The organism is Kitasatospora sp. NPDC017646 (assembly GCF_044329365.1).
Classification (GTDB): domain Bacteria; phylum Actinomycetota; class Actinomycetes; order Streptomycetales; family Streptomycetaceae; genus Kitasatospora.
In genome coordinates, this window is the sequence record NZ_JBIRJC010000021.1 from 85,197 (window position 1) to 110,859 (window position 25,663).

22 protein-coding genes are annotated in these 25,663 nt (G+C 73.8%); 6 read left to right on the plus strand and 16 right to left on the minus strand.

Going from position 1 to position 25,663, the window contains the following annotated elements:
• Positions 1 to 106: 106 nt before the first annotated feature.
• The 3 genes from ACH4J0_RS28270 to ACH4J0_RS28280 all read right to left on the minus strand — a co-directional run bounded on the left by ACH4J0_RS28270 (position 107) and on the right by ACH4J0_RS28280 (position 3,214).
• Positions 107 to 514, minus strand: a complete 408-nt coding sequence (locus tag ACH4J0_RS28270) for a GntR family transcriptional regulator (RefSeq protein WP_396243425.1) — start codon at positions 512 to 514, stop codon at positions 107 to 109.
• A gap of 97 nt (positions 515 to 611) precedes the next feature.
• Positions 612 to 2,297 (minus strand): DUF2079 domain-containing protein, encoded by a 1,686-nt coding sequence (locus tag ACH4J0_RS28275; protein ID WP_396243426.1) that lies wholly within the window; start codon positions 2,295 to 2,297, stop codon positions 612 to 614.
• A 254-nt stretch (positions 2,298 to 2,551) separates the two neighbouring features.
• Positions 2,552 to 3,214 (minus strand): TetR/AcrR family transcriptional regulator, encoded by a 663-nt coding sequence (locus ACH4J0_RS28280; protein ID WP_396243427.1) that lies wholly within the window; start codon positions 3,212 to 3,214, stop codon positions 2,552 to 2,554.
• Positions 3,215 to 3,344: 130 nt separating this feature from the next.
• On the opposite strand from ACH4J0_RS28280, the gene ACH4J0_RS28285 reads away from it, so the two are divergent.
• The 3 genes from ACH4J0_RS28285 (at position 3,345) to mca (ending at position 5,758) form a co-directional block, all read left to right on the plus strand.
• Positions 3,345 to 3,998: an MFS transporter gene (locus ACH4J0_RS28285; RefSeq protein WP_396243428.1), complete on the plus strand. Its 654-nt coding sequence runs from the start codon at positions 3,345 to 3,347 to the stop codon at positions 3,996 to 3,998.
• The gene (locus tag ACH4J0_RS28290) at positions 3,995 to 4,792 is read left to right on the plus strand and encodes an MFS transporter (RefSeq protein WP_396243429.1); all 798 of its coding nucleotides are present in this window, start codon (positions 3,995 to 3,997) and stop codon (positions 4,790 to 4,792) included. Before ACH4J0_RS28285 ends, ACH4J0_RS28290 begins: the two co-directional genes overlap by 4 nt.
• 69 nt (positions 4,793 to 4,861) lie before the next feature.
• Positions 4,862 to 5,758, plus strand: a complete 897-nt coding sequence (mca, locus tag ACH4J0_RS28295; protein ID WP_396243430.1) for a mycothiol conjugate amidase Mca — start codon at positions 4,862 to 4,864, stop codon at positions 5,756 to 5,758.
• Between the two features lie 63 nt (positions 5,759 to 5,821).
• Here the strand turns inward: mca and ACH4J0_RS28300 are convergent, their stop codons facing one another.
• From ACH4J0_RS28300 to ACH4J0_RS28310, 3 genes are all read right to left on the minus strand, one after another.
• Positions 5,822 to 6,820 (minus strand): YdcF family protein, encoded by a 999-nt coding sequence (locus ACH4J0_RS28300; RefSeq protein ID WP_396243431.1) that lies wholly within the window; start codon positions 6,818 to 6,820, stop codon positions 5,822 to 5,824.
• 76 nt (positions 6,821 to 6,896) lie between these two features.
• Complete coding sequence (gene pip / locus ACH4J0_RS28305) at positions 6,897 to 7,859, minus strand: prolyl aminopeptidase (RefSeq protein ID WP_396243433.1); 963 nt, start codon at positions 7,857 to 7,859, stop codon at positions 6,897 to 6,899.
• Positions 7,860 to 8,039: 180 nt separating this feature from the next.
• Positions 8,040 to 8,717: a TetR/AcrR family transcriptional regulator C-terminal domain-containing protein gene (locus ACH4J0_RS28310; RefSeq protein ID WP_396243434.1), complete on the minus strand. Its 678-nt coding sequence runs from the start codon at positions 8,715 to 8,717 to the stop codon at positions 8,040 to 8,042.
• Between the two features lie 216 nt (positions 8,718 to 8,933).
• Between ACH4J0_RS28310 and ACH4J0_RS28315 the strand changes: the two genes are divergently transcribed.
• On the plus strand, positions 8,934 to 10,502 hold the full coding sequence (locus tag ACH4J0_RS28315; protein ID WP_396243435.1) for an MFS transporter: 1,569 nt from the start codon (positions 8,934 to 8,936) through the stop codon (positions 10,500 to 10,502).
• A gap of 114 nt (positions 10,503 to 10,616) precedes the next feature.
• Here the strand turns inward: ACH4J0_RS28315 and ACH4J0_RS28320 are convergent, their stop codons facing one another.
• The 9 genes from ACH4J0_RS28320 to ACH4J0_RS28360 form a co-directional block, all read right to left on the minus strand.
• Complete coding sequence (locus tag ACH4J0_RS28320) at positions 10,617 to 11,498, minus strand: lysophospholipid acyltransferase family protein (protein WP_396243436.1); 882 nt, start codon at positions 11,496 to 11,498, stop codon at positions 10,617 to 10,619.
• The gene (locus ACH4J0_RS28325; RefSeq protein ID WP_396243437.1) at positions 11,495 to 12,328 is read right to left on the minus strand and encodes a GNAT family N-acetyltransferase; all 834 of its coding nucleotides are present in this window, start codon (positions 12,326 to 12,328) and stop codon (positions 11,495 to 11,497) included. The genes ACH4J0_RS28320 and ACH4J0_RS28325 overlap by 4 nt, the downstream gene beginning before the upstream one ends.
• Positions 12,329 to 12,664: 336 nt before the next feature.
• Positions 12,665 to 14,068: a serine hydrolase domain-containing protein gene (locus ACH4J0_RS28330; RefSeq protein ID WP_396243438.1), complete on the minus strand. Its 1,404-nt coding sequence runs from the start codon at positions 14,066 to 14,068 to the stop codon at positions 12,665 to 12,667.
• A 148-nt stretch (positions 14,069 to 14,216) separates the two neighbouring features.
• Entirely contained in the window at positions 14,217 to 15,560 is a 1,344-nt protein-coding gene (locus ACH4J0_RS28335) for a M1 family metallopeptidase (protein WP_396243439.1), read from the minus strand.
• Positions 15,561 to 15,697: 137 nt separating this feature from the next.
• Positions 15,698 to 19,648, minus strand: a complete 3,951-nt coding sequence (locus tag ACH4J0_RS28340) for a Pls/PosA family non-ribosomal peptide synthetase (protein ID WP_396243440.1) — start codon at positions 19,646 to 19,648, stop codon at positions 15,698 to 15,700.
• A 370-nt stretch (positions 19,649 to 20,018) separates the two neighbouring features.
• Positions 20,019 to 20,885: an NmrA family NAD(P)-binding protein gene (locus ACH4J0_RS28345; protein WP_396243441.1), complete on the minus strand. Its 867-nt coding sequence runs from the start codon at positions 20,883 to 20,885 to the stop codon at positions 20,019 to 20,021.
• Positions 20,882 to 21,370, minus strand: coding sequence for a hypothetical protein (locus ACH4J0_RS28350; RefSeq protein ID WP_396243442.1), 489 nt, complete (start codon positions 21,368 to 21,370; stop codon positions 20,882 to 20,884). Before ACH4J0_RS28350 ends, ACH4J0_RS28345 begins: the two co-directional genes overlap by 4 nt.
• Positions 21,371 to 21,551: 181 nt before the next feature.
• Entirely contained in the window at positions 21,552 to 22,073 is a 522-nt protein-coding gene (locus ACH4J0_RS28355; protein ID WP_396243444.1) for a MarR family winged helix-turn-helix transcriptional regulator, read from the minus strand.
• A gap of 112 nt (positions 22,074 to 22,185) precedes the next feature.
• Complete coding sequence (locus tag ACH4J0_RS28360) at positions 22,186 to 23,361, minus strand: FAD-dependent monooxygenase (protein WP_396243445.1); 1,176 nt, start codon at positions 23,359 to 23,361, stop codon at positions 22,186 to 22,188.
• Positions 23,362 to 23,526: 165 nt separating this feature from the next.
• On the opposite strand from ACH4J0_RS28360, the gene ACH4J0_RS28365 reads away from it, so the two are divergent.
• Complete coding sequence (locus ACH4J0_RS28365; protein WP_396243446.1) at positions 23,527 to 24,159, plus strand: TetR/AcrR family transcriptional regulator; 633 nt, start codon at positions 23,527 to 23,529, stop codon at positions 24,157 to 24,159.
• 334 nt (positions 24,160 to 24,493) lie between these two features.
• On the opposite strand, the gene ACH4J0_RS28370 is transcribed toward ACH4J0_RS28365, so the two are convergent.
• On the minus strand, positions 24,494 to 25,168 hold the full coding sequence (locus tag ACH4J0_RS28370; protein WP_396243447.1) for a TetR/AcrR family transcriptional regulator C-terminal domain-containing protein: 675 nt from the start codon (positions 25,166 to 25,168) through the stop codon (positions 24,494 to 24,496).
• A 127-nt stretch (positions 25,169 to 25,295) separates the two neighbouring features.
• Here ACH4J0_RS28370 and ACH4J0_RS28375 point away from each other — a divergent pair, with 127 nt between their 5' ends.
• A complete protein-coding gene (locus ACH4J0_RS28375) occupies positions 25,296 to 25,628 on the plus strand; it encodes a hypothetical protein (protein ID WP_396243448.1) in 333 nt (110 codons plus the stop codon).
• Positions 25,629 to 25,663: the final 35 nt, after the last annotated feature.

A 25,663-nucleotide genomic window follows, 5' to 3' on the forward strand; every position in this document is an offset into this window, starting at 1 on the left:
CGGTTGGTGTCGACCGAGGGGCGCCCCTGCTGCCCCTGGGTCCGGTGGTGCCGGGGAGACCCCGGTGTCCGTCAGTTCGGTGGTGCCGGGGAGACCCCGGTGTCCGTCAGTCCGGTGGTGCCGGGGAGACCCCGGTGTCGAAGCGCTGCTCCAGCACGGAGGTCATCAGCGCGGCGATGTCCTCGCGCTCCAGCCCGGCCTCCCGGGCCCGGTCCACCCAGCCGACCAGGTCCGCGCGCAGCGGCCCGTCGGCCGCCGCCTCCGGTCGGGCGAGCGAACGCCGGACGAAGGTGCCGAGCCCCGGGCGGGGCTCGACCAGTCCTTCGCGTTCGAGTTCGCGGTAGGCCTTCAGAACGGTGTTGGGATTGATCGCGGTCAGCTCGACGACCTCACGGGCGGTCGGCAGCTTGTCCCCGGGCTGCAGCATTCCGAGCCGCAGCGCCTGTTTGGTCTGCTGCACGATCTGCTGATAGGTGGAGACGCCGCTGCGCCGATCGATCCGGTACTCGATCACACCCGTTGCGGCCTTTCACTAGTTCAATAGTGGAATGGTGGCCCACTGCGGCGCGCGGGTCAAGCGGAACCGGGGGTGGCGGGTTGGTGGGGCCTGGTCAGGGGCGTTTGAGCAGGACCAGGCCGTCCTGGTCGACCAGCCGCTGGTAGCCGTGGTTCCGGTAGGCCGCCAGCATGCGGGCGGTGGCGGCCGTGGCGCACGGGGACTGCACGCTCGGATCGTGCAGGTCGACGGCCACCCACTGCGGGCCGGGTCCGACCGGCTCCCGGCAGACCAGGGTGACGTCCGCCCGGCCGGTGAGCTGGGCGGCCAGCCGGTTGGAGGCGGCCACGCTGGCGTCGTCGGGTATCAGGCGGAGCATCGCCCGGGTCTCGGTCAGCCGGGGTGAGGTGCTCCACGCCTCGGGCATCACCACCTCGTGCAGCGGATAGAGCGGCAGCGTCACGACCGTCACCAGGGCGGTGACGGCGAGTGCGCGTCGGACCCGGGGGGTGGTCCGGCGGTTCGGGGTGGCTGAGGCGACTGAGGTGGCTGCTGGAGCGGGGTGGGTTTCGGGGGCGGTGCGGTGCACGGTGTCGGTGCGGTGCACGGTGTCGGTGCCTTCCGCGGTGTCGGTGCGGTGCACGGTGTCGGTGCCTTCCGCGGTGTCGGTGCGGTGCACGGTGTCGGTGCCGGGCACGGTGTCGGGGCTTCCCGCAGGGGCGGTGCGGCGTAGGACATCGACCAGGGCGGCGAAGACGATCGGCATCAGCACCGCGCTGTAGTGGTAACTGACGCCCCAGTAGTGCGGGTTGGTCGACAGCAGCCGCCAGGCCAGGGTCGGCGCGCAGAGCAGGATGAGCGGGGAGCGCAGGCCGAGGAAGCCGGTGGTGGCGGCGAGCAGGAACAGCAGCAGCCACTTGACCGGCGGCCAGCCGAGCCGTAGGGGCAGGGTCCGGAGAGGGGAGTGCCCGCCGCCGTCCAGCTGCTGCCAGTAGTCGAAGTCGCCGCTGGGGTTGAAGGCCGGCAGCACGACGAGCAGGGTGAGCGCGGTCGCGGCGACGCCGACTGCGGCGAGGACGAGTCCGGGCAGTGGAGTACGCCGGTCCTGCCGGGCCTGCCAGGCGATCAGCAGGCCGACGGCGGCGACGGTCAGCCCCAGGTCCTCCTTGACCAGCAGCAGCGGTAGGGACCAGAGCGCGGCGGCGAGCGGTCGGCGCCGGCCGAGCGCAGTGGTGGCGAAGGCGAGCAGCGGAACGGCGAACGCGATCTCGTGGAAGTCGTCGGCGGCGGCCCGGACGATCCCCCAGGACGCCCCGGTGGCACAGCCGACGAGCAGCGCCACCCTGGGACCGGCCACCTGATGGGCCCAGCGGGTGAGCGGGACGACGGCCACTGCCATCAGCAGCGCCTGGGCGACCACGAGGGTGAGCGGGCTCGGGAAGGCTCGGTAGGCAGGGGCGAGGACGGCGATCAGCGGGTGGAAGTGGTCGCCGAGCAGGTCATAGCCGGGTGCCTTGAGCGGCGCGATCGGCTCGCGGCCATGTGCGTACGCCCGTACGGCCTGCTCGAAGATGCCCAGGTCGTAGGCCTTGGTGAGGCCGCGTCGGTGCCGATTGACGGCGACGCAGCTGTAGAGCGCGGCGAAGCCGGTCGCCAGGCCCCAGGCCAGTGCGGCGGGACGGCGCGGGAGGGGGACGGCGCGAAGGGCGCGGACCGTGCGGGGCAGACGGGCGGTGGATGGAAGGGATGCGGCAAGGGGGACGGGAAGGGGCGAACTGAGCGGGGCGGCGGTCGTGGGCATCGGCAAAGTACCCTTTCACTATTCGATTAGTGGAAGGGTGGTGGAAGTCCGAGCGGACGTCAAACCCGGTCCGATGGTGCCGACCGGGCCTTTGGCGTGCTCGCTCAAGGGCACAGCGCGGGCGGTTGAGGGTGGGCCTGAGCGGTTGCGGGCGGCCCTGGGCGGTTCAGCGAGTGCGGGACGGGGGCGCGCTCGCGGCCTTGGATCGCCGTCCGTCGTTCGTCGGAGATGTGCCGCCGCGGTGGCAGGCCCGGTTAGCCCTCGCGGACGGCGTAGGAGCCGAGGGCGCCCTCCAACCGGTCGAAGGCCCGGGCGGCGGAGGAGCGTACGGCGGCGGCGATGGCGGTCTGCCCCTCGCCGGCGAGGGTGCGGCGGAAGACCTCGGAGAGCACCGCCCGGTCGACGGCGGCGAGCAGGGCGGCGGCGACCCGGCTCTCGAAGTCGACGCCAGCGGGATCGTCGGGCGCCGTGTGCACGGCCTCGGCCAGGGCCTCGGCGAGTGCGGCCTCGCTCTGCTCGTGCAGCTCGCGCAGCCGGGCGCCGAGGGCGGGGCTCTCGGCGACGGTGCGGGCGAAGTCGGGGCCGGAGAAGCCGAGTCGCGGATCGTGCCGGTCCAGTCCGGCCAGGCAGTCGCGGCGCAGTGCGGCGAGGGCGGACTCGCCGGGGGCGCGCTCGGCGACGGCGTGGGGGAGTCGGTCGACGATCTCTTGGTGCAGGTCGAAGAAGAGGTCCTCCTTGCGCGGGAAGTGGTTGGTGACGGTCATCTTGGCGACCCCGGCGGCGGCCGCCACCTCGGCGATGGTCGTGCGGTCGAAGCCGTGCTCGATGAAGAGTCTGGTCGCGGCGTGCGAGATCGCCTCGCGGGTGCGGCGCTTGTTGAGTTCCCGCAGGTTGGGGGTGGTGCCGGTGTCGGTCATGGCCCGAGCCTAGCGCAACCCGCTGGGTCGAGCACAGTAAATAGGCTTGACCCAGTCAATGGGTCCGTCCTAAGTTTTCCCCGGGCGGTCGGAGTGGCCGCCGGAGCGACGGTCCAAGGGGAGGGTGCACATGACCGTGTCGGTCATCACGAAGGGCGGGTCGGGCAAGGTGCGGCCGGTGCGGCGGGAGCCTTTGCCGGCGGGCCTGTGGAAGATGGGCGCGGTGCTCGCGCTGGGCCCGATCCTGGCCCTGCTGGACACCACGGTCGTCAACGTCGGCATCGATCCGGTCGCCCGCGATCTGCACGGCTCGATGGCGGCGGTGCAGTGGGTGGCCACGGGGTACCTGCTGGCGATCTCGCTGACCATGCCGCTCTCGGGTTGGGTTGCCGGCCGGTTCGGGGTCAGGCGGTCCTGGCTCGGTTCGGTCGTCCTGTTCGTACTCGGGTCCGCGCTGTGCGGGCTGGCCTGGTCGACGGGCAGCCTGATCGTCTTCCGGGTGCTCCAGGGCATCGGCGGCGGCATGATCCAGTCGCTCGGCCAGGCGATCATGGTGCAGGCGGCCGGGCCGTCCCGGATCGGCCGGGTCATGGGCACGCTGCTGCTCCCGATCAGCCTGGCCCCGGTCCTGGGACCGATCCTCGGCGGGCTGGTCCTGGAGCACCTGGACTGGCACTGGATGTTCCTCCTGAACGTGCCGGTCGGGCTGCTGACCGTGCGCTGGCGGCCCGCTGGCTCCCGGCCGATGCCCGGTCCGGACTGCCGCGGCCGCAGCTGGACGTGACCGGCCTGGTGCTGCTGTCGCCCGGCCTGACCGCACTGGTCTACGGACTGTCCGCGGTGGGCGAGGAAGGCGCGGCCGGCCCGGTGGCGATCGGGGCGGGCGCGGTGCTGCTGGCGGCCTACGGGCGGCACGCGCTGCGGGTCGGGCACCGTGGCGAGCGGGCTCCGCTGATCGACCTTCGCTTGTTCGCGCGGCGGGGCTTCGCGGTGGCGACGGCGAACAGCTTCCTCCAGGGAGCAGTGCTGTACAGCTCGATGTTCCTGGTGCCGCTCTACTACCAGCAGGTGGAGCACGCCGGAGCGGTGGCGGCCGGGCTGCTGCTCGCACCCCAGGCGCTCGGTACGGCGGTCACCTCGCTCCTGTCCGGCCGAATAGCCGACCGCTTCGCGCCGCGCCCACTGATCCTGATCGGCATCGGTTGCTCGCTGCTCGGCACCCTCGCCTTCACCCAGCTGGGTCACGGGGCCGGGCCTGCGGACTGGCTGGTCGTCGGCTCGCTGGCGCTGCGCGGGGTGGGCATGGGGATCACCGTGATCCCCGGGATGGCGGCGGTGTACGGGAGCGTCGACAAGGCCCAGGTGCCCGCGGCCGCCGGTGCCGTCAACGTCCTCAACCGGCTCGGCGGGGCGCTCGGTACGGCGGTGTTGACGCTGGTCCTCCAGCAGGCTCAGCGGGCGCAACCGAGTCATCCCGGCGCGGCTTTCGGCTTGACCTTCTGGTGGGTCCTGGCCCTGTCGGCACTGTCCATCGCACCGGCCCTGCTCTACCCGGGCTCCGCCCGTAAGGCAGACTGACCGGCCGTCGGTCCGTGATCACCCGTCATCCACCAGTTCCGCTCGACCGTTCCGACCCTGGAGGTTCCTGTGTTCACCAAGCACCCCGACGGCTTGCGGTTGCTCACCGTGCACGCCCACCCCGACGACGAATCCAGCAAGGGGGCGGCCACCCTCGCCCGGTACGCGGCTGAGGGGGTGGACGTCCTCGTCGCGACCTGCACCGGAGGCGAACGCGGTTCGGTGCTCAACCCGGCGCTGGACCGGCCCGAGGTCCGCGCCGACCTCACCCGGATCCGGCGCGAGGAGATGGCCGCCGCAGGTGAAATCCTCGGCGTACGACAGAAGTTCCTCGGCTTCGTCGACTCCGGGATGCCGGGCCCGGACGAACCGCTGCCGGAGGGCTGCTTCGCCGCCCAGCCACTGGACGTCGCGTCCGCACCGCTGGTCGCGCTGATCCGGGAGTTCCGTCCGCACGTCGTGATCACCTACGACGAGACGGGCGGGTACCCGCACCCGGACCACGTGATGACCCACAAGATCGCCGTCGAGGCCTTCGAGGCCGCTGCGGATCCGGAACGCCACCCCGGGGCGGGCCAGCCGTGGCAGGCGACGAAGCTCTACTACCACCTGGCGCTCTCCCGGGCCTGGTTCCAGACGCTGCACGATGCCATGACGGAGCGCGGAGTCCCCTCGGATATGGGCGAACTGCTCGCCGGCTGGCCCGACACCTCGCCCGCTCTCGCGACCACCACCCGGATCACCTGCGCCGAGCAGTTCCCCGTACGGGACGCGGCGATGCTGGCGCACGCCACCCAGGTCCAGCCCGGCGTCGCGTTCATGGCCCACCCGCGGGACATCGAGCGTGAGGTCTGGCCGACCGAGGACTACCACCTGGCGCGGAGCTTCGTCTCCGGCCCCGGCGCCTCGGTCGGTGCGGTCGAGATCGACCTGTTCGAGGGGGTGCGGGTGGCGCAAGAGGCTTGAGCCGCGGTTCGAACCGGGCAGGTCCCATGACGGATCATCAGGGGCCGGACGCTCCCCGGGCGCTCAGAGCGCCGCCAGTACCCCGCAGAGCGCAAGGAGGCCGCAGATCCCGAAGTTGACCAGCTTGTGCGAGAGGAAGATCGCCGCGAACTCGCGGATGGTCGCGCTCGGCCAGTAGTAGCGGGCGGTGGGCGAGCCGAACACGTGCCCGTTGACGCCGGTCTTGCGGGCGGTCAGCGCCGCCCGGAAGGCGTGGAAGTTGTTGGTCACCACGACGCAGCGGTAGTCGGGCTTGGCCCGTTCCATGATGGCCCTGCTGAAGAGCAGGTTCTCCTCAGTGGTGCGCGAGCGGTCCTCCCGCTCGATGTGCTCGGCCGGGAAGCCGCGCTTGATCAGGTAGTCGGCCATCGCGTCGGACTCCGGCAGCTTCTCGTCCGGACCCTGGCCGCCCGAGGTGATCAGGACCGGCGGGTTGCCGCGCGCGGCCTGCTGCTCGTACACCTCGCGGCCCCGGTTGAGCCGGCTGGCCAGCAGGGGCGGGACGCGCTCGCCGCCGATCAGGCCGGACCCGAGGACGACCACGAAGTCCACGTCCCGGCGCGGCCGGTGGCGACCGTACAGGAAGGCGTAGCCGACGAAGCACACGAACAGGAAGGAGATGTAGCCGACCACCAGGACGGCGGTGCCCGCCAGGATGGCGAGCCGCGGTGAGCGGGTGACGATGGCGGCGAAGAGCAGCGCGATGACGGCGATGATGCCCAGCCCGGCGAGCAGGGAGAGCAGGTTGGACGGGCGGCGGCCCTCCTTGCGGATCATGGTCACGCCATTGGCGAGCAGGAACCAGACCAGGGCCACCGTTCCGACGGTCGGCAGCAGGATGATCGCCACCGCCACGAGCTCCGCCACCAGTGTGGGCGCCTTGCGGAGTTCGGTGAGCAGGGCGAGGGCGAGGAGTGAGACGGCGATGCCGAGCAGGACGGCGTTGCTGAACCGGCGGCGGTCGCGCAGTACCCCGATCCCGCACAGCAGGAAGAACAGGGCGGCTGGGGCATAAGCGAGCATGGGTCGTATCGTAGGGGGAGAATACTTGTAGATCATCTATGCGAACGGCCCGGTGGTTCCAAGGGCGTTCCGCCCCTCAGGCGAACCGTTCGACGGCGGCGAGCACGGCCTTCGCCATCCGCGGACTGCCGGTGTGCCCGGCTTCGTCGATCACCGTCAACCGCGCGGCCGGCCAGGCCTTGGCCAGTTGCCACGGGGTGTGGAGCGGCCCGCCGAGGTCGAGCCGGCCGTGGATCAGCTCGCCCGGGATCCCGGCCAGTCGCCCGGCGTTGCGCAGCAGTTGGCCGTCCGAGAGGAAGGCCCGGTGCGAGAAGTAGTGCGCCGTGATCCGGGTGAAGGCCATCAGCGCGTCGGAGGGGCGGTCGGAGTAGGCGTTCGGCTTGCCGAGCACCTCGTGCGAGACGACCGCGTCCTCCCAGGTGGCCCAAGCCCGGGCGGCGGCCCGACGGACGCTTTCCTCCGGGCTGTTGAGCCGGCGGCTGTAGGCGGTGAGCAGGTCGAACACGTCGCCGTCCCGGTCGGCGGCGGGCAGGAAGTCGCGGAACTCCTCCCACGGGCCGGGCAGGAAGCGGCCGACGCCCCGGTAGAGCCACTCGGTCTCCTCCGGGCGGGTCATGGTCACCCCGCAGATCACGATCCCGGAGACCCGCTCCGGGTGGGCCTGCGCGTAGGCCAGGATCAGCGTGGATCCCCAGGACCCTCCGTACAGCAGCCACTTGTCGATGTCCAGGTGCTCGCGCAGCCGCTCCAGGTCGGCGATCAGGTGCGCGGTGGTGTTGTGCTCCAGCCCGGTCGACGGGTCGGCGGCGTGCGGCAGGCTGCGTCCGCAGCCGCGCTGGTCGTACTGGACGACACGGTAGCGCCGCGGGTCGAAGTACCGCCGGGAGCCCGGGTTGTGGCCCGAGCCGGGGCCGCCGTGCACCACCACGGCAGGCTTGCCTGCCGGATCGCCGGAGCTGTTCCAGTGGATCCGCTGTCCGTCGCCGACGTCCAGCAGGCCCTGTGCGTACGGCTCGTCGTGGTGGTACGGCTTGGGCATCGGTCGCTCCTCGGTGGACGGTCCGGTCGCCGGGCGAGCCTACCCGCCGTCAGGTCCGCGGGCCGTCGGTTTCGTAGGAGCCCGATCTTCGGCCCGGAGGCCCCGCCGCCCCTTGGTCTGCCCTCTGGCATTCCTCCGCCTGCGGGGCAGGGCAGCCGACCACCGCGGCGGTGCCGCAGGTCAGCGGCGGTCCGGTGGCAGCAGGGCGGCCAGTCCGTCGAGGACGCGGTTGACGCAGAAGTCGAAGCGGGCGTCCATGTTCGGTCCGGTGAGGTGGTCGGCCAGGTGTGAAAGGTTGGGGTACTGGTCGGTGGGCAGGCCGCGGAAGAGGTCCCCGGCCGCGTCGGCGATGTCCCGGCGGCTGGTGCCGAGTACTTCGGCGGCCGAGATCGGTGACTGCTCCTGGAGCACGAAGCCCTGCACGAAGGCACCCAGCAGGTAGCTGGCCATGGCCGTGTCGGCGTCGGAGAATCCGGCCGAGCGGAGCCGGTCGAGCTGGTCCTCCATCAGGTCGAGCAGGAACGGCCCCGGGGCGAGGCGGCCGGCCACGACCCTGGCGGCGTCGCGGTTGTCGAGCAGCAGCCGGCGGTAGCCGGCGCAGTACTCGTACAGTTCGGCCCGCCAGTCCTCCTGGCGCGGTGGGGGCTCGGCCGAGGCGAGGATCGCGTCGCTGAGCAGATCGAGCAGTTCCTGCTTGTTGCGGACGTGCCAGTACAGCGAGGCGGCCTTGACGCCGACCTCGGCGGCGACCTTGCGCATCGACAGTCCGTCCAGTCCGTCCCGCTCCAGCACGCGCAGCGCGGCCTGGGTGAGGGCCTCGCGGGTGAGGGCGGGGGTCGCGTCGTCGTTCTGCGGCATGGCTGTGCGGACGCCTCCAGCGGTCGGGCGGATCGGTTCGGTGCGGCGGGTCGGCCGTGGGGCGGCTCGACGGTGCGGCGGGTCAACAGTGCCATGACCTCGGGGCGGATGAACCCGCAGGTCGCGGATATGAGTTGCAAACTAACGGCGTTAGGGGCACTCTGTGCTGTCAGATCAGCCCCTAACGCCGTTAGGGGCGAAGAATCGGGAGGGACCGTGGGGGAGCCGAGTACGCGCCGCAGGCAACAGCTGGCGCTGCTGACGCTCTGCGTTGCCATGTTCATGGCCATGTTGGACAACGTCGTCGTCAACGTCGCCCTGCCCCGGATCGGGCAGGACCTGGACTCCGGCATCAGCGGACTCCAGTGGGTGGCCGAGGGCTACAGCCTGGTCTACGCCGCACTCGTGCTGACCGGCGGCGCGCTCGGCGACCGTCACGGCCGCACCCGGATGTTCGTGGTGGGCCTCGGCCTGTTCACGGTGGGCTCCGCCGCGGCCGCGCTCGCCGGCACGATCGGGGTGCTGGTCGGCGGCCGGATGGTCCAGGGCGTGGGGGCCGCGCTGCTCACCCCGGGCAGTCTGACCCTGCTGGGCCATGTGTTCACCGACGAGAGGGAGCGCGCCAGGGCCATCGGCGTGTGGTCAGGGGTGTCGGCCCTCGGCCTGGCGATCGGCCCGGTGATCGGCGGCCCGATGGTCGAACACCTCGGCTGGGCCAGCGTGTTCTGGATCAACGTGCCGATCGGGGTGGCCGGGGTGGCGCTCGCCGCCAAGGTCCTGCCGGAGATCCCGCCGCGGGCCCGACGGATCGACTTCGGCGGCTTCGCGCTCTCGGCGGCCGGTCTCTGCCTGCTGGTCCACGCCCTGATCGAGGGCCCCTCGCGCGGCTGGACCGACCCGTGGGTGGTCGGCTGCGGTGCCGTCGCCGTCATCCTGCTGGTCGTCTTCCTGCTGCTCGAACTGCGCCTGGCCGAGCCGATGCTGGAGCTGAGGCTGTTCCGGGACGGTGCCCTGAGCGGCGCCCTGGTCGGCGGGTTCACGGTCAGCTTCGGGATGTTCGGAGCGCTGTTCTTCCTGCCGCTGATGATGCAGGGCGTGCTCGGCTGGTCGCCGTCCGGCGCGGCCTACGGCGGCCTGCCGATGACCGCGATGCTGGTGGTCGCGGGCCCGCTGTCCGGCCGCCTCGCCGCCCGGTACGGCCCCCGGCTGCCGATGGTGCTCGGTCTCGCGCTCTGCGCGGTCGGCCTCGGCGGGCTGTCGCTGTACGGCGACCACGCCTACTACCTCGAGTACCTCTGGACGCTGTTCACGATGGGCTTCGGCATGGGACTGACCTTCACCCCGATCTCGATCGCGGTGCTCCAGCGGGTCGCTCCGGCGCAGACCGGGATGGCCTCGGCGACCATCAACACCCTGCGCGAACTGGGCGGCGTGCTCGGGATCGCCGTACTCGGCGCCGTCCTGACCAACCGGATGACGGACGAGCTGACCTCCGCCCTGCACCGGCTCGGCGTTCCGGCAGAGGCCGTCGGCCCGATCGCGGACGCGCCCACCGGCGCGGCGCACGGCGGTGGCGGTGCGGCCGGGGCACTGCCCGCGCCGGTCCGGCAGGCGGTGGACGGCGCCTTCGTCGACGGCATCCACCTCGCGCTGCGCTGCGGTTCGGTGGCGCTCGCCGTCACGGCCGTGCTGGTCGCCGTACTGCTCGGCCGTGCCCGCCCGCTCGCCCCGGCGGCCCCCGGTGAACCGCAGCCGGAGGAACTGGCCGGGGCCCGCTCCGCCTGAGCGGTGCCGAGCTGCCGCCGATCCGACGTCGAGCGATCTCGGATGACATCGAACGGCAGCGGTCGACGTCGAACCGCGTCGACCCGATGCCGAGCCGGGCACGCGCACAGCGCCTCAGCGGATCCCCTCCACCGCCGCCTGCGCCGCCCGGGCCAACTCCCGCCGGGCCCCCGCCCGGGTGGGCTGCGGCCCGGGCGGCGGGATCGGCGGCAGGAACGTGACGTCCGCGACCAGCCCGCGCACCGCGACCACCCGGGCGAGCGAGGTGAGCAGCCCGTCGTCGCCGATGAAGGCGGGTGCGCTGGTCGGCCGCCCGTCCGCCAGCCGGTAGCGGATCGTCACCGGCTGGACGAAGGCACCCGCCTCCACCGCCGCCTGGAACAGCGCGGGCCGGAACCGGCCGCTCTCCCGCCCGCACCAGGTCGACCCCTCCGGGAAGACGATCACCGGGTGCCCGGAGCGCAGCACCTCGGTCACCGCCGCCACGGTGTCCGGGAGCGTGCGGAGCCGGTCGCGGTCCAGGAACACGGTCCCGCCCCAGGCGATCAGGTGCCCGAGCACCGGCCACTTGCGGACCTCGGTCTTGGCCAGCGAGCGCCCCGGCCGCCCGGCGGCGAGCAGCGGGACGTCCAGCCAGGACACGTGGTTGGCCACCACCAGCGCCCCGTCGGCGCCGACCGCCCCGCCGCCGACCGCCCCGCCCGCTCCGGGGGACCCGGCCGACCCGGGCGTTCCGGGCGCCCCACGCGTCCCGGGTGTCCCGAGGTGGACGGTCACCCCCAGGGTGCGCAGCAGCACCCGTGCCCAGAGCCGGATCAGCCGGTCCCGGGCGCCGTGGGGCAGCAGCCGCACCGGCAGGCCGAGCAGCACGCCCGCCAGCACCGCCACCAGGCAGGCGGTCAGCCGCAGCACCCGCCGGGGGTGGGAGACCTCCGGCGCGCGCTCGCCCAGGCAGGTTTCCGGCCGGCAGGGTGCGGTCGGCAGCCACACGCTCATGACGAGGCACCCAGGGCGGGTGTTCCGGACAGGAAGTGCCGCAGGTAGCGCGGGTCGGTGCGCTCCAGGGACAGCAGCACGTACAGGTCGGCGCAGCCGAAGTCCGGGTCGTACGCGGGCTCGCCGCAGACCCAGGCGCCGAGCCGCAGGTAGCCGCGGAGCAGGGCGGGCAGGGCGCCTCGCTCGGCGCGCGGCACGCCGGTGGCGTCCCAGCGGTGGTGCGGGGCGACCCGGTACCGCTCGGGGGCCAGGTACTTGGCGCTGACGGTGTCCCAGACCCGCGCCGCGGTCGCGCCGCCGTCCTCCAGGCCGATCGAGCAGCAGCCGCCGACCCAGGTGTTGCCGGTGTCGGCGAGGTAGCGGGCGATGCCGCCCCACATCAGGTTGATGACCGCGCCGTTGCCCCGGTGGTCGGGGTGGATGCAGGAGCGGCCGAGCTCGACCAGGCCCGGGCGGACCGGCGCCAACGCGGAGAGGTCGAACTCGCCGTCGGAGTACAGCCGTCCGGCCCGGCGCGCGGCCTCGGGGGGCAGCAGCCGGTAGGTGCCGACGACGGCGCCGTCCTCGCCCTCGCGGACCAGCAGGTGGTCGCAGTGCTCGTCGAAGGGGTCGACGTCGTGTCCGGCGACCGGGCTGTTCAGCTCGGCGCCGAGTTCGGCGGCGAAGACCTGGTGGCGCAGCCGCTGGGCGGCGCGCACGTCGTCCTCGTCGCGGGCGAGGGAGACGGTGTAGGCGGCGGCCGGGGCCGGCCGGTGGCGGGGGGCGGGGACCGCCGGGGCGTCGTGGGCGGGGGTGACTGCGGACGGAGCGTACGTGGGGACGGTGGTCATGGCGGACCCTCCAGGGCAGCACGATCGGCGGTGCCGTGGATCGCCAGGGCACCGTCCCGGCCCGCAGGAGTCGGGCATGGATGCGAACCGGTCCCCGTATGTCTCTCCGAGCCGGTTGGCATTCACGTTGCGGCCCGGCGGAGCGCAGATGTGCACCTGTTGAATGGGACCCCCGCAGCCCGCCGGTCATCCGCCCGGCACCGGGCGGTCGTTCGTCCGAGGTGGACAACGGGGGCGCACACCTGCCTCGCGCGCCCCGCCGTCACGGCCCCGCCGTCACGCTCCCGCTCTCACGCACCTGCCCTCACACTCTTCGGAGTCGACCGGCTGCACGGCTCAGAACGCCTGCCAGCCCTGCGGGTCGACGCCCCCGGGGACGGCGGCGGCCGGTCCGTACGGCTCGCGGGTGTAGACGAAGGAACCGACGTCCAGGTGGCTGACCGTACCGTCGGCGTGCCGGACGACCCGCAGCGTCTCGCCCGCGTAGTAGTTGTCCAGGCCGAGCCAGCTGCCGTCCGGCTGGGGCCGGAAGCGCGAGCCCCGTCGGCCGCCCGCCAGTTCGGTGAGTTCCAGGACGCCGTCGGCCCGCAGTCGCAGGACGTTGGGCGCGGCGCCCCAGTACCAGGGGCCGGTGAGCGCCAGCAGCTCCTCGTCCACCTCGGACAGCGGGCGCCAGGGCGCGGGCAGCCGGGGCTCGTGGGCGGCCGTGATGCCGATCAACTGGGCCGCCAGCAGTGCGGTACTTCCGCCGCTGGTGGCGTTGGCCAGCGCGAACGCGGCCAGGCCGTCGTCCGCACTGACCCACAGCCCGGCTGTGAAGCCGGGCATCGAGCCGGAGTGGCCGTACAACAACCGGCCCTCGTGGCGGCGCAGTTGAAGGCCGAGGCCGTAGCCGGAGGACCACTCGGCGTCGTCGGGGCCGACGGCGGGGCGGCGCATCTCGGCGAGGGTGCCGGCCGTGAGCACCTTGTCGTCTCCGGCGGCGAGGAAGGCCGCCCAGCGGGCCAGGTCGGCGCCGGTTGACCAGAGCTGGCCGGCCGGGCCCATCAGGCCGGTGTCGGTCAGCGGTTCGGGCAGCATGACGTCGGCCCACGGGTGGACGGCGAAGCCCCCGGCGTGCGGGTGCTCGGGCAGCAGGGTGGTGCGGTCCATGCCGAGCGGGGCCAGCACCTCGCGGCGCAGCGCCTCGCCCCAGGGTTCGCCGCGCAGTGTCTCGACCAGGGCGCCGAGCAGGGCGTAGCCGGGGTTGGAGTAGTGGTGGCGGCTCCCGGCCGGGTGTTTGAACGGGTTCTCCTCCTCCAGCAGGTCGCCGAGTTCGGGCCGTACGGCGCCGTCCGTCCGCTCCCACCAGGGCCCGGGCGTCTCGGCGGCGAGCCCGCCGGAGTGGGCGAGCAACTGGGCGACGGTGACCTCGTCGGCCGGGGTGCCGGGCAGGTGGCGGCCCAGCGGGTCGGCGAGGTCGAGCAGGCCCTCGTCGCGCAGCCGGAGCACCAGCACGGCCACGAAGGTCTTGGTGAGCGAGCCGATCCGGTACTGGACGTCCGGGTCCGGCGCGTGCCCGTCGACCATGCTGCGGGCACCGCTCCACACCAGCCGGCCCTCCCGTACCACCCCGGCCACCAGGGACGGGGTGCGGCCCTCGGCCTGGGCGACGGCGACGCGGTGCAGCAGGGCGCGGCGGGTGGTGGGCAGCAGGTGTTCGGGCTGGTCGGTCGTCTGACCGTCGGGGCTCATCGGCATGGACGGACAGTAGCCCAGTCGCGCCCCGGACCAGAGCGAATAAGGCCGTCAGCCCGGGCCGTCAGTCCGTGGTCCGGCCAGCCCATCCCCTCAGCCAGCGGTCCCCAGCTCGTGGTCCTCGGCCCGCGGTCCTCGACTCGTGGTTTCGTCACGCCGGCAGCGGCGGCAGTTCCGGCCGCTCCAGCCATGCCTCGAACAGCGGGCCGAGCGGGGCGCCGGTGTACCGCGAGGCGTGCGCGAGCAGGTCGGAGGTGGAGGCCACGCCGTGCCGGTTGACGCCCGTCCAGTCCCGCAGCATCGCGAAGAACGCGTCCTCGCCGAGCGCCCGCCGCAGCGCGTGCACCGCCAGGCCGCCGCGCTGGTACAGCCGGTCGTCGAACATCAGCCTGCGGCCCGGATCGCCGAGCCTGAGGTCCTGCGGCAACCCGGCCAGCAGCCGGTGCGCGGCGTCGGCGTGAACGGCCGCGCCCGGGCCGCCGGTGCGCTCGGACCAGAGCCACTCCGCGTACTTGGCGAAGCCCTCGTTGAGCCAGATGTGCCGCCAGTCGGCGATCGAGACGCTGTTGCCGAACCACTGGTGGGCCAGCTCGTGCGCGATCAGCCGCTCGCGCTCCCAGCCGCCGCCGAGGTGGTTGGTGCCGAAGGTGGCCACGCCCTGGGCCTCGACCGGGACGTCCAGCTCCTCGTCGGCGACCACCACCGCGTACTCGCCGAACGGGTACGGCCCGAAGACCTCGGTGAAGTAGGCCATCATCTGCGGCTGCCGGGCGAAGTCCCGGGCGAAGGCCTCGGCCAGCCGCGGCGGCACGTACCCGGTCTGCGCGACGAAACCGGCCTGCGGGGTGGCCGGCCGGGCGGTCAGCGGCACCGGCTGGTAGTGCCCGATCGAGACCGTCACCAGGTACGACGAGGTCGGCGCGCTCTGCTCGTACACCCAGGTGGTACTGGAGGACCGGGTGGTCCGGGTGAGCAGCCGACCGTTGGACAGCACCGTGAACGGGGACGGCGTGGTCACCGCCACCTGGTACGTCGCCTTGTCCGCGGGCCGGTCGTTGCACGGGAACCAGGAGGGAGCGCCGACCGGCTGACTGGCCACCAGCGCGCCCTCGGTCAGCTCCTCCCAGCCCAACCCACCCCACGGGCTGCGCACCGGCCGCGGGTTGCCGGTGTAGTGCACCTCCACGGTGAAGGCCGCCCCCGCCGCCAGCGCCTTCGCCGGACGGATCCGCAGCTTGCCGCCGCGGTGGGTGTAGCGGGCGGCCTTGCCGTCGACCAGCACCCGCCCGATCCGGAATTCGGCAAGGTCGAGCGCGAACTCGGCCAGCGCCGCGTTCGCCACCGCGCTCAGCCGGGCCGAGGCGGCCAGCCGGTTGGGCCCGGGCCGGTAGTCCAGGGCGAGTTCGTAACGGTGCACCCGGTAGCGCTGGTCGCCGCTGTTCGGGAAGTACGGGTCCGGACCGCCGGTGGCCGGCGGGGCGTGGTTGGGCTTCACGGGGGCGGGCGCTTCCTGCGGGCCGGGACGGGTGGTCGTGCCTGGGCGGTCGGTCGTGCCCGGGCGTGCGGGCGTGCCCGGGCGGTTGGTCCTGCCCGGGCGGTTGGTCCTGCCGGGGCGGTCGGTCGGAGGGATGGTCACGACGTGGTCTGCCAGGCCTCGATGGGGTTGCCCAGCCACCGCGTGTCCGCGGGGACGGACTCGGCGCGCATCACCAGCGAGGCCGGGCCCAGCGTGCTGCGCGCGCCCACCGTGCTGCCGGGCAGCACGATCCCGCCCGGGCCCAGGGTGGCGCCCTCACGGAGGACCACAGTATCCATCCGCATGATTCGGTCGTGGAAGAGGTGCGTCTGCACCACGCAGCCCCGGTTGACGCTGACCCCGTCGCCGAGGGTGACCAGGTCCGCCTCCGGCAGCCAGTAGCTCTCGCACCACACGCCGTGCCCGACCTCGGCGCCGAGCGCCCGCAGCCACAGGTTCAGCACCGGGGTGCCCGGCACCGCACCGACCAGCCAGGGCACCGCCAGCACCTCCACGAAGGTGTCGGCGAGCTCGTTGCGCCACACGAAGCCGCTCCACAACGGGTGCTCCACCGCCCGGAAGCGTCCGACCAGCAGCCACTTCGCGGCCACCGCGACCAGGCAGGCCAGCCCGCCCGCCGCCAGCAGCACCGGTCCGGAGAGCAGCGCGGCCAGCGCGGTGGAGCCCGCCGCCAGCCAGGACAGCGCCGCCACCGTCGTCAGGCCCAGCGCCCCCGAGGCCAGCACCGGCACCAGCCGGGCCAGCTCGACCAGCCCGCGCGCCCACCGCAGCCGCAGCGGCGGCTCGTAGGTCAGGCTCCGGTCCGCCCGGTCCGCCGCGCGCGGCAGCCGCACCGGCGGCATGCCCAGGTACGAGCCGCCCTTCTTCGCCTTCGCGGGCGTTGCCGAGAGCACGCCCACCAGGCCCCGCTTGGGCACCGAACGGCCCGGTGCGGTCATCCCCGAGTTGCCGAGGAAGGCCCGGTCGCCGACCTTCGCCTCGCCCAGGCGCATCCAGCCGCCGCCCAGCTCGTACGGCGCGATCAGAGTGTCGTCGGCCAGGAACGCGCCGTCCCCGACGGTGGTCAGACTGGGCAGCGCGAGCACCGTGGACACCTCGGCGCCCCGGCCGACCCGCATTCCCAGGGCCCGCAGCCACAGCGGGGTGACCAGCGCGGCGTACAGCGGGAACAGCACCTCGCGGGCCCGGTCCATCAGCTGGCTGACCGTCCAGGCCTGCCAGCTGATCCGGCCGTGCAGCGGGTGGACACCCGGGACCAGTCCGGTGCTCAGCAGCCGGACCAGCACCACCAGCTGCGCCGCGTACAGCGCGCCGTACGCCAGGGTGGCGGGCAGCAGGCCGAGCAGGGCGCCGCCGAGGGCCGGACCGAGGTCTGCGCCCTGGTCGACGAAGCGGGAGAGCACGGCGAGGGCGGCGGCGGCGGGCAGCACCGGGAGCAGGCCGAGCAGGGCGTCGCCCGCGCCGTACAGCGCGGCCCAGGCGGGCCGGCGGACCGGTGCCCCCTCGGACCAGGACCAATCGGCCCGGCCCAGCTTGACGGCGGGCGCGCCGCCCCAGCGCTGGCCGGTCGGCACCTGGCCGGTGACGCTGGAACCGGGCAGCACCTGGGCGCGCTTGCCGACCCGGGCCCCGGGCAGCAGCGTCGAACGCGTGCCGACCACCGCGTCGGCGCCGACCTTGATCGGGCCGACCTCCAGCCGGTCGCCGTCCAGCCAGTAGCCGGACAGGTCGACCTCGGCCTCGACGGCGCAGCCGCGGCCCAGCTTGAGCATCCCGGTGACCGGCGGCAGCGCGTGCAGGTCCACCTCGCGGGCGACCTTCGCGCCCAGGGCGCGGGCGTAGGGCACCAGCCAGGCGCCGGACAGCTCGGTGGCGCCGCTCAGCTCGGCGAGCCGCTCGGCCGCCCACAGCCGCAGGTGCACGGCGCCGCCGCGCGGGTAGCTGCCGGGGCGCAGGCCGCGCAGCAGCAGCCGGGCACCACCGGCGCCGATCGCGAGCCGGCCCGGCGAGCTGTGCAGCACGAGCGCGCCCGCGCCGACCGCCCACCAGGAGGCGGTGGGCGCCCACGGGTAGTCGCCGAAGTGGGAGAGCAGGTTTCCGGCGGCCAGCAGGGCGACCGTCCAGCGCAGGCCGACCACGGTGAACAGCGGGATCAGCAGGAGCAGCTGGAGCAGCTTGGCCCGGGTCGGGACCAGGGCGACGGTACGGGCCCCGCCACCCCCGGACGCGCCGCGCTCCAGGTGTCGGGCGAGCTTGCGCAGCGTCGGGTGCTGGTAGACGTCCAGCACCGCGGCGCCCGGGTAGCGGGTGCGCAGCAGGGTGGTGAGCCGGGCGGCGGCCAGGCTGCTGCCACCGATCGCGAAGAAGTCGTCGCGCGCGCCGCGCACCTGCACCCCGAGGATCTCGGCCCACTGCTCGGCGAGCCAGGCCTCGGTGCCGTACAGCTGCTCGCTCGGCCCGGCGGCCTCCAGCTCGGGCAGCGGCCAGGGCAGGGCGTTGCGGTCGACCTTGCCGGAGGTGCGGGTGGGCAGGGTCTCGACCGGCGCGAGCAGCGGGACCAGCGCGGCCGGCAGCTCGGCGCGCAGCCGCTCGACGGCCTCCTCGCGGTCGAACCCGTCCTGGACCACCAGGTAACCGACCAGCAGCTGGTTGCCGCCGCGCGCGGTCCGCACGGCCGCGGCCGCGCCCCCCACCCCGGGCAGCGCCTGGAGGGCGGCGTCCACCTCGCCGAGTTCGATCCGGCGCCCCCCGAGCTTGATCTGCTCGTCCGTGCGGCCGAGGAACAGCAGGCCGGCCGGGTCGGCCTGGACCAGGTCGCCACTGCGGTAGGCGCGCTCCCAGCCCAGCGAGGGCAGCGGCGCGTACTTCTCGGCGTCCTTCTCCGGATCGAGGTAGCGGGCCAGGCCGACCCCGCCGATCACCAGCTGCCCGGCGCCGCCGGGGGCGACCGGCTGCCCCGACTCGTCCACCACGGCGAGGTCCCAGCCGTCCAGCGGCAGGCCGATCCGGACCGGGCCCTCGCCGGTCAGCAGGGCGGCGCAGGCCACCACGGTGGCCTCGGTCGGACCGTAGGTGTTCCACACCTCGCGGCCCTCGGTGACCATGCGCTGCACCAGCTCGGGCGGGCAGGCCTCGCCGCCGAAGATCAGCAGCCGTACCTCGTTCAGCGCTTCGGCCGGCCACAGCGCGGCCAGGGTCGGGACGGTGGAGACCACGGTGATCTCCTGCTCGGCCACCCAGGGGCCCAGGTCGGCGCCGCTGCGCACCTGGGAGCGCGGGACGGGCACCAGGCAGGCGCCGTGCCGCCAGGCCAGCCACATCTCCTCGCAGGAGGCGTCGAAGGCGACCGACAGGCCGGCCATCACCCGGTCGCCCGGGCCGATCGGCTCCTCCCGGAGGAACAGCGCGGCCTCGGCGTCGACGAAGGCGGCGGCATTGCGGTGGGTGACGGCGACGCCCTTGGGCTTGCCGGTCGAGCCGGAGGTGAAGATGATCCAGGCGTCGTCGGCCGGGGTGGGGCGGCGCCCGTCCACGGCCCGGCGCACGGTGGTGGTGCTCAGGGCGCGCCCGGCGCCGAGCACGGCTGCGACGGCGGCCTCGCCGAAGACCAGCTGAGCCCGCTCGTCCGGGTCCTCGGCGTCCACCGGGACGTAGGCGGCGCCGGCGGCGAGCACGGCGAGGATCGCGACGTACAGGTCATTGGTGCCGGAGGGCACCCGGACGCCGACCCGGTCGCCCGGGCCGATCCCGGCTGCGGTCAGCCGGCGGCGCAGCTGTTCGACCTCGGCGGCCAGGGCGCGGTAGCTGAGCACGGTGCGACCGTCGTCCAGGGCCGGATCGTCGGGGTGGGCGCGTACGGTGGCGTCCAGCACGTCGACCAGGGTGCGCGGGGCGGCGGCCGGGCTGCCGGGGAAGAGGGCCTGCTCCGGTGCGGCCTGCGGCGGGCCGGCCTGCGGGGACGCGGTCCGCTCCGGTGCGGTGGCCTGCTCCGGTGCGGGCCGCGGTGGCGCGGCGTACTGCTTCGGGTGGCTCGGTTCAGCTGTCATGGCAGCCCGTGCGCTCCTCGTCCTCGCCCCGTTCCGACCGATGTCCGGCCCTTGGGGCGGTGGGAGCACACGCCTGACGGGTGACCCCACTCCGGGGCCGGAGCGGACAACCCGACCGATGGTAGCCCCGGGTCTGCGAGCCGGCAGGAGCTGAGGCTCGTTCCAACTAACGGCCCAGCGGCTGAATCTGACATAAAGTCAGGCAACAACTGGTGTCCGTGGAAAGCGATGTGACGTGATGTCGGTTGAGTTGACTGACCGTCAGATCGACCCTCCGATCGTGAGCCACACCACAGGAAACGCTGCTCCCTTCGGGTGGCGGGCAGGGTGCCTCGGGGTCGCGCCCAGCCCGCCGAGGGTGCCCGGACGGTCAGCGGAAGTGGTGCAGGTGCTCGCCGAGGAAGGCTTCCAGGGTTCGCGGGGCGCGTCCGGTCAGGTGGGCGAAGGCGTCGTCGGGCACCTCCTTGCGGACCACCGCGAGTTGCTGGATCTCCACCACGTGAGTGGCCAGCCAGTCCGGCATCCCGGCCCGGTCGACCAGGTGGGCGTGCAGTTCGGCCGGGGTCAGATCGAGGTAGCGGATCGGGCGGTCGAGCAACTCGCTGAGCAGTGCGGCGAGTTCCGGGTGGCTGTAGGCCCGTCCGCCGGTGAGCGGGTAACTGCGGCCGGCCAGCTCCGGGCGGGTGAGGATCTCCGCCGCGGCGTCGCCGATGTCCCGAACGTCCACGTAGTTGCACCGCGCCCGCCCCATCGCGCCGTGCACCACGCTCCCCGCGGCCACGCCGGGCGCCAGGAGCAGCAGCTTCTGCATGAAGGCGTACGGGCGCAGGACGGTGGTGCGCACCCGCAGGGCCTGCAGGTGCTCCTCGATCAGGTGGTGGCCGCGCGAGACGGCGACGGGGGAGCCCGGCTCGGCGGCGGGAGCGGACACCTTGACGATGTGCTCCACGCCGCAGGCGACCGCAGCCTCGATCGCGTTCAGCTCGTGCTGCACCTGCTGGGGGCCGTTGGCCATGGTGAGGAACAGTTGGTGTGCGCCCCGGAAGGCCGTGCGCAGGGACCCGGGGTCGGCGGCGTCGGCCGGGACGGTCTCGGTCCGGGTGAGCGTGCGGTCGTCGAGTGCGGCGGCCAGCCGGGCGGGGTTGCGGCTGAGGGCACGGCTCGGCGCGCCGAGGGCGGCGAGGCTGCGCAGGGTGGCTCCGCCGGTGGCGCCACCGGCGCCCATGATGACGATCACGAGGTCTGCCTTTCGGGTCGGGTCGTGGCGGCGAGTCGGTGCTGCGGTGCGTGGGTCGGCCGGCTTCCGCGCCAGCGCCAGGTGGTGATGGCGGCCGCGACCGCCGAGGAGACCGGCAGGTCGACGGGTAGTCGGCGGGGCCAAGGGCTGTCCGCGAGCGGCGGAAGGTGCGGCAGCCAGCGCGCGGCGGCGATCCCGACGGCCAGGCCGAGTGCTGCGGCGAGCAGGCCGAGGGCCGCGGCCGCGACCGCTCGGGGAGTGCGGGCCGGCCCGGAACGTTCGGGGCGGCGGCGAAGTGCGGCGCCGAGCGCGGCGGCCACGACGGCGGAGGTGGCGCCGATGGTGGTGAACGCGGCGACGATCAGCTGTGGTTGCCGGGTGACGGCTCCGCCGAGTCCGGCGCTGACGGCGGGCATCGCGTAGGCGACCAGGGTCTCCCGCCACAGGACGAAGGGCGGGGGTGCGCCGGGGGCTTCCTTGCTCATGGCTGCTCCTCGATGAATGTGGTTAGGTGCCTAACTATCACTGCTTAGGTGCCTAACTAATTGGGCAGAATGAAAGCGGGCCGTTGGCGGGCCCGTCGCTTGCGGTGCTGAGGTCGGTTCGTGCCGGGGTGTCGGAGGCTACTCGCTCCTCGCCCAGGGGAGTGGGCGGCTCGTAGTGGGCTCAGTCCGCGGCGAAGGCGTCGATGCCGTCGACGATCCGGGCCAGCAGGTCGAGGAAGGTGGTGCGCTCCTCGACGGTGAGGCCGCCGACCAGCGACTGCATCCGGTCGAAGTGCTCGGGGGCGAGCGCGCGCAGTTTGTCGGCGCCGCGCGCGGTGAGGATCACCACGTTGCCCCGGCCGTCCTCGGTGGACGGTCGACGGGCCACCAGCCCCTCCCGCTCCAGGCCGTCGACCAGGCCGGTCACGGTCGCCCGGGAGACCCCGAGACTGGCTGCGAGCTGGGAGGGGGACTTCTCTCCGCCGTGGTCCTCCAGGTCGGCCAGTAGGCGGTAGCGGCCGGTGGAGAGGCCGAAGCGGCTGAAGTGGACCTCCCCCGCCTGGCCGAGCCGGGCGCCCGCCGCCATGAGCCGGGCCGCGACCAGGATCGCCTGCGGATCGGCCGTGAGGCCGTAGCGGGCGACCTGGCGGCGGGCCTGGTCGAGGGTGGGGGAGGCCGGATCGGCCGCGGGGTTCTGCGTCACGAAAGTAATATGGCACCTAACCAGATCGCCGGTCAAGTGGGGGCGGTGGTTCCTGTCCGGGCGGTGGTTCCTGTCCAGGGCGGCGGTTCCTGCCCAGAGCGGCGGTTCCTGCCTACGCGGCTCGGGGGGCGATCCGGGGCGGCGTCCAGTCGGCGTGCTTCAGGACCGTCCGCATCATCACTCCGGGCGGGGCGAGCCGGATCGCGGCGTTGCGCAGACCGACCGCCAGCGGGTTGGCGAGCTGCTGGCCCATCCGGCCGGCCCGGCGGGCGTCGCGGGCCACGGTCTGGCTGCGCGGGCGGCGGGCGGCGTCGTAACGGGCGAGCGCGCCCTCGACCGTCGGGCTTCCGGCGATCGCCGCCGCGAGGGTCGCCGCGTCCTCCAGGGCCTGGCAGGCGCCCTGGCCGAGGTGGGGCGTCATGGCGTGGGCCGCGTCGCCGAGCAGGGCGATCCGTCCCGAGACGTACGAGGGCAGCGGGGTGACCAGCTCGTTGACGTCGTGGTGCAGCACCGCGTCCGGTCTGGTCGCCGCCAGCAGCGTCGGGATCGGGTCGTGCCAGCGCGCGAAGCGGCGGCGGACCTCGGTCAGCGGGTCCGGGTAGCGCACCCCGGTCGGGGCGTTGAGCACGGCGTGCCACTCGGCCCGGCCGTCCGGGAAGGCGATGTGGCCGAACTCGGCGCCGTGGCCCCAGGTCAGTTCGAAGTCGGCGGTCAGCCCGTCGACCGGGCGCTCGGTGATCGCCCGCAGCACCGTGGAGCCGCTGTAGACCGGACCGGGGTGGGCAGGGAAGATGCGGCGCCGGATCCGGCTGTTGATGCCGTCGGCCGCCACCAGGAGATCGGCGTCCAGGGTGGTCCCGTCGTAACCCACCGTGATCCGGGCGGGGTCGGTGGTGTCGATCTCCGTCACCTCCGCGCCGATCACCAGGGACTCGGCGGGCAGTGCCTCGCGCAGGATGCGGTGCAGGTCCGCCCGGGGGATGCCGACGATCGGCGCCCCCAGCTCCCGCTCCAGCGCCTTGCCATCCATCAGGGCGAGCCGGCGGCCGTCCGGCGTCCGCGTCCCGCCGGTGTACTGCCGCCGCGAAGCCGCCTCGACGGCGTCGCCCACCCCGAGGATCCTGAGCGACCGCATGCCGTTGGCGTGGAGCGAGATCCCGGCCCCGGCGTCGTCCAGTACGGCCGCCCGCTCGACCACGGTCACGTCCCACCCCGCCAGCCGGAGTCCGATCGCGGTCGCCAGTCCGCCGATGCCGCCCCCGACCACCACCGCGCTGCTGTCGCTCATGCCCGGTCCTTCCCGTGTCGCCGTGCTGTTTTCTACAGATGTAGAAGGAGCGTACTACGGCCTTACCGGAGGGGTCCGGAGGGGCGGGCTCCTGGGCTGTGGGAACGGTTGCTTCGGGAGCAGCCGGATGGGTGAGGTGGGGTCCCGGCCCGGTAGAAAGGGGGGATGCGGCGAGACCAGGACCAGGACCAGGGCCAGGAACAGAAGCAGGGCGGCGCGGGCGGGGCGGGGAGGCCGGACCGGCGGACCGTGCTGGCGGATGCGGCGATCGGCGTGCTGGCGGACGCGGGGGTGCGGGGGCTGACCCACCGGGCGGTCGATGCGGCGGCCGGGCTGCCGGTCGGCACCACCTCGGCCTACCTGCGCACCAGGCAGGCACTGCTGACCGCACTGGTGCGGCGCCTGGTCGAGCTGGACCAAGGGGAGCTGCAGGCGATGGGGGAGCGGGCGACGGTCCGTTCGGCGGACGAACTGGTCCAGAACATAGCCGAGTTGATGCGGCACCGGCTGACCGGTGCGGGGCGGCGGCGGTCGCTCGCACGGTACGCCTGCGCGGTGGAGAGCGTGCGCGATCCGGAACTGCGGGAGATCCTCGTGCCGCGCGAGAACGCCGGCCGGGCCGTCGTCCGGGCCTTCCTCGCCGACCAGGGGGTCGCCGACCCGGACGGGCGGACCGCCACCCTGCTGGCCTGCATCGACGGACTGGTCTTCGAACGCCTGGTGGGCGGGGGCGAGACCGGGGTCGACGCGCTCCAGGGTCTGGTCGCGGCCGCCCTGCGAGGCGCGACCGGCGCGTAGCGGCGCGCTCCTGCGGCGCCAGGACCACGACCGCGACCCGTTCGCGCTCCCGTCCGGACCGGACGGCACCCGGGCGACCGTCGACCGCACCGCCTCCGGTGGCGGAGGCATCCGCCGCATCTCACGGCCGTGGGGCGGGGGGGGGGGGGGGCCCCCCCGGGGGGGCCCGCGGGGGGGGGGGGGGGGGGGGGGGGGCCCCACCCGGGGGCGGGGCGGGGGGGGCGCCGGCCCCCGGGGGCCCCCGCCCCGCCCCCGCGGGGGGGGGGGGGGCCCCCCCCCCCCCCCCCCCGGGGGGGGGGGGGGGCCCGCCCCCCCCCCCCCCCCCCACGGCCGGTCAGGAGGCGGTTCCCTTCGCGTGCTCCAACTCGGTGGCGTAGCCGGCGAGCAGGATGCGGAGCGTGCGGCGGAAGCGCTGCTCGGAGTCCAGGCCCTCGCCGGTGTCGAAGGCTCGGGCGAGGTGGGGGAAGGCGGTCCGGTCCAGGGCGGAGAACTGCTCGGGCTGGGGTTCGGTGCCCTCGTGGTGGGGCGTTTCACCGACCTCGCTGAGGGTGTGGCCGAGGGTCCACATGACCACGGAGTTCAGAACGTCGAGCGCATCGGCCAGCGGGACGCCGTCCTCGCGGAGCACGGCGATGCCGCGTTCGAGCAGGGCGAGCGACGCGGGCGTGGCGGCCGGCCGGGTGGCCAGGACGGTGAGCATCGCGGGGTGGTCCAGCAGCATCCGGCGCAGTGCGACGGCGAAGTCACGGACGACCTCGGTCCAGGGGCCGTTCGGTTCGGCGAACAGGTCGCCCGCGGAGAGCTCCAGCAGGCGTTCGACCATCCCGTCGAGCAGGGCGGCCTTGCTGGGGACGTAGTGGTAGAGCGTCATGCCCTCGCAGCCCAGCGCCGCGCCGAGCTTGCGGTTGGAGAGGGCGGCGAGGCCGTGTTCGTCGACGTAGTCGAGGGCGGCGTCGATGATCTTCTCTCGGGTCAGGCCCGTCCTGGGGCGGGTGCGTCGGCCCGGCATGTGCTCCTCCTGACTCGGGGTCGGCCCGGTGGGGTGCCCCGATCGGGCCTTGACAACTCTTGCAGTGCAAGAAAACAATAGCCGACGTCAACTTCTTGCACCGTAAGAAACATCTGGGGAGAACGTCATGCAGCTGGTCGCCGTCATGGTGCGCAAGCTCAACGAAGGTGTGGAGTATGCGGAGTTCCGCAAGGGCTGGATCCCGGACGAGGTGTTCCCGGATGACCCGCGGACCCGGGTGATCACCGCCACCGCGTTGGAGGACTCGCGGGAGATCATCACCGTCGCGCTCATCGAGGGCGATCACGGGCCGGAGTCCATCGGGGAGTGGATGGAGCGCCTCGGGCCGGTCGAGGAGCGCCGTTTCGAGCGGATCAAGGACCTGGTCGGCCCGCCGACCCTGAACGCGGTCTACCAGGTCGTCGCCGAGGACAACCTGTCGAAGCCGATCGCCGAATAGCGGCCGGCCCCAGGGCCGTGGGCGGCGCCGGAACC

Coding starts and splice junctions, on each gene's coding strand:
- ACH4J0_RS28285 (WP_396243428.1), top strand. CDS start 3,345: ATGACCGTGTCGGTCATCACGAAGGGCGGGTCGGGCAAGGTGCGGCCG.
- ACH4J0_RS28340 (WP_396243440.1), bottom strand. CDS start 19,648: ATGACAGCTGAACCGAGCCACCCGAAGCAGTACGCCGCGCCACCGCGG.
- ACH4J0_RS28275 (WP_396243426.1), bottom strand. CDS start 2,297: ATGCCCACGACCGCCGCCCCGCTCAGTTCGCCCCTTCCCGTCCCCCTT.
- ACH4J0_RS28310 (WP_396243434.1), bottom strand. CDS start 8,717: ATGCCGCAGAACGACGACGCGACCCCCGCCCTCACCCGCGAGGCCCTC.
- ACH4J0_RS28360 (WP_396243445.1), bottom strand. CDS start 23,361: ATGAGCGACAGCAGCGCGGTGGTGGTCGGGGGCGGCATCGGCGGACTG.
- ACH4J0_RS28325 (WP_396243437.1), bottom strand. CDS start 12,328: ATGACCACCGTCCCCACGTACGCTCCGTCCGCAGTCACCCCCGCCCAC.
- pip (WP_396243433.1), bottom strand. CDS start 7,859: ATGCCCAAGCCGTACCACCACGACGAGCCGTACGCACAGGGCCTGCTG.
- ACH4J0_RS28370 (WP_396243447.1), bottom strand. CDS start 25,168: ATGCCGGGCCGACGCACCCGCCCCAGGACGGGCCTGACCCGAGAGAAG.
- ACH4J0_RS28330 (WP_396243438.1), bottom strand. CDS start 14,068: ATGCCGATGAGCCCCGACGGTCAGACGACCGACCAGCCCGAACACCTG.
- ACH4J0_RS28300 (WP_396243431.1), bottom strand. CDS start 6,820: ATGCTCGCTTATGCCCCAGCCGCCCTGTTCTTCCTGCTGTGCGGGATC.
- ACH4J0_RS28350 (WP_396243442.1), bottom strand. CDS start 21,370: ATGAGCAAGGAAGCCCCCGGCGCACCCCCGCCCTTCGTCCTGTGGCGG.
- ACH4J0_RS28320 (WP_396243436.1), bottom strand. CDS start 11,498: ATGAGCGTGTGGCTGCCGACCGCACCCTGCCGGCCGGAAACCTGCCTG.
- ACH4J0_RS28280 (WP_396243427.1), bottom strand. CDS start 3,214: ATGACCGACACCGGCACCACCCCCAACCTGCGGGAACTCAACAAGCGC.
- ACH4J0_RS28365 (WP_396243446.1), top strand. CDS start 23,527: ATGCGGCGAGACCAGGACCAGGACCAGGGCCAGGAACAGAAGCAGGGC.
- ACH4J0_RS28375 (WP_396243448.1), top strand. CDS start 25,296: ATGCAGCTGGTCGCCGTCATGGTGCGCAAGCTCAACGAAGGTGTGGAG.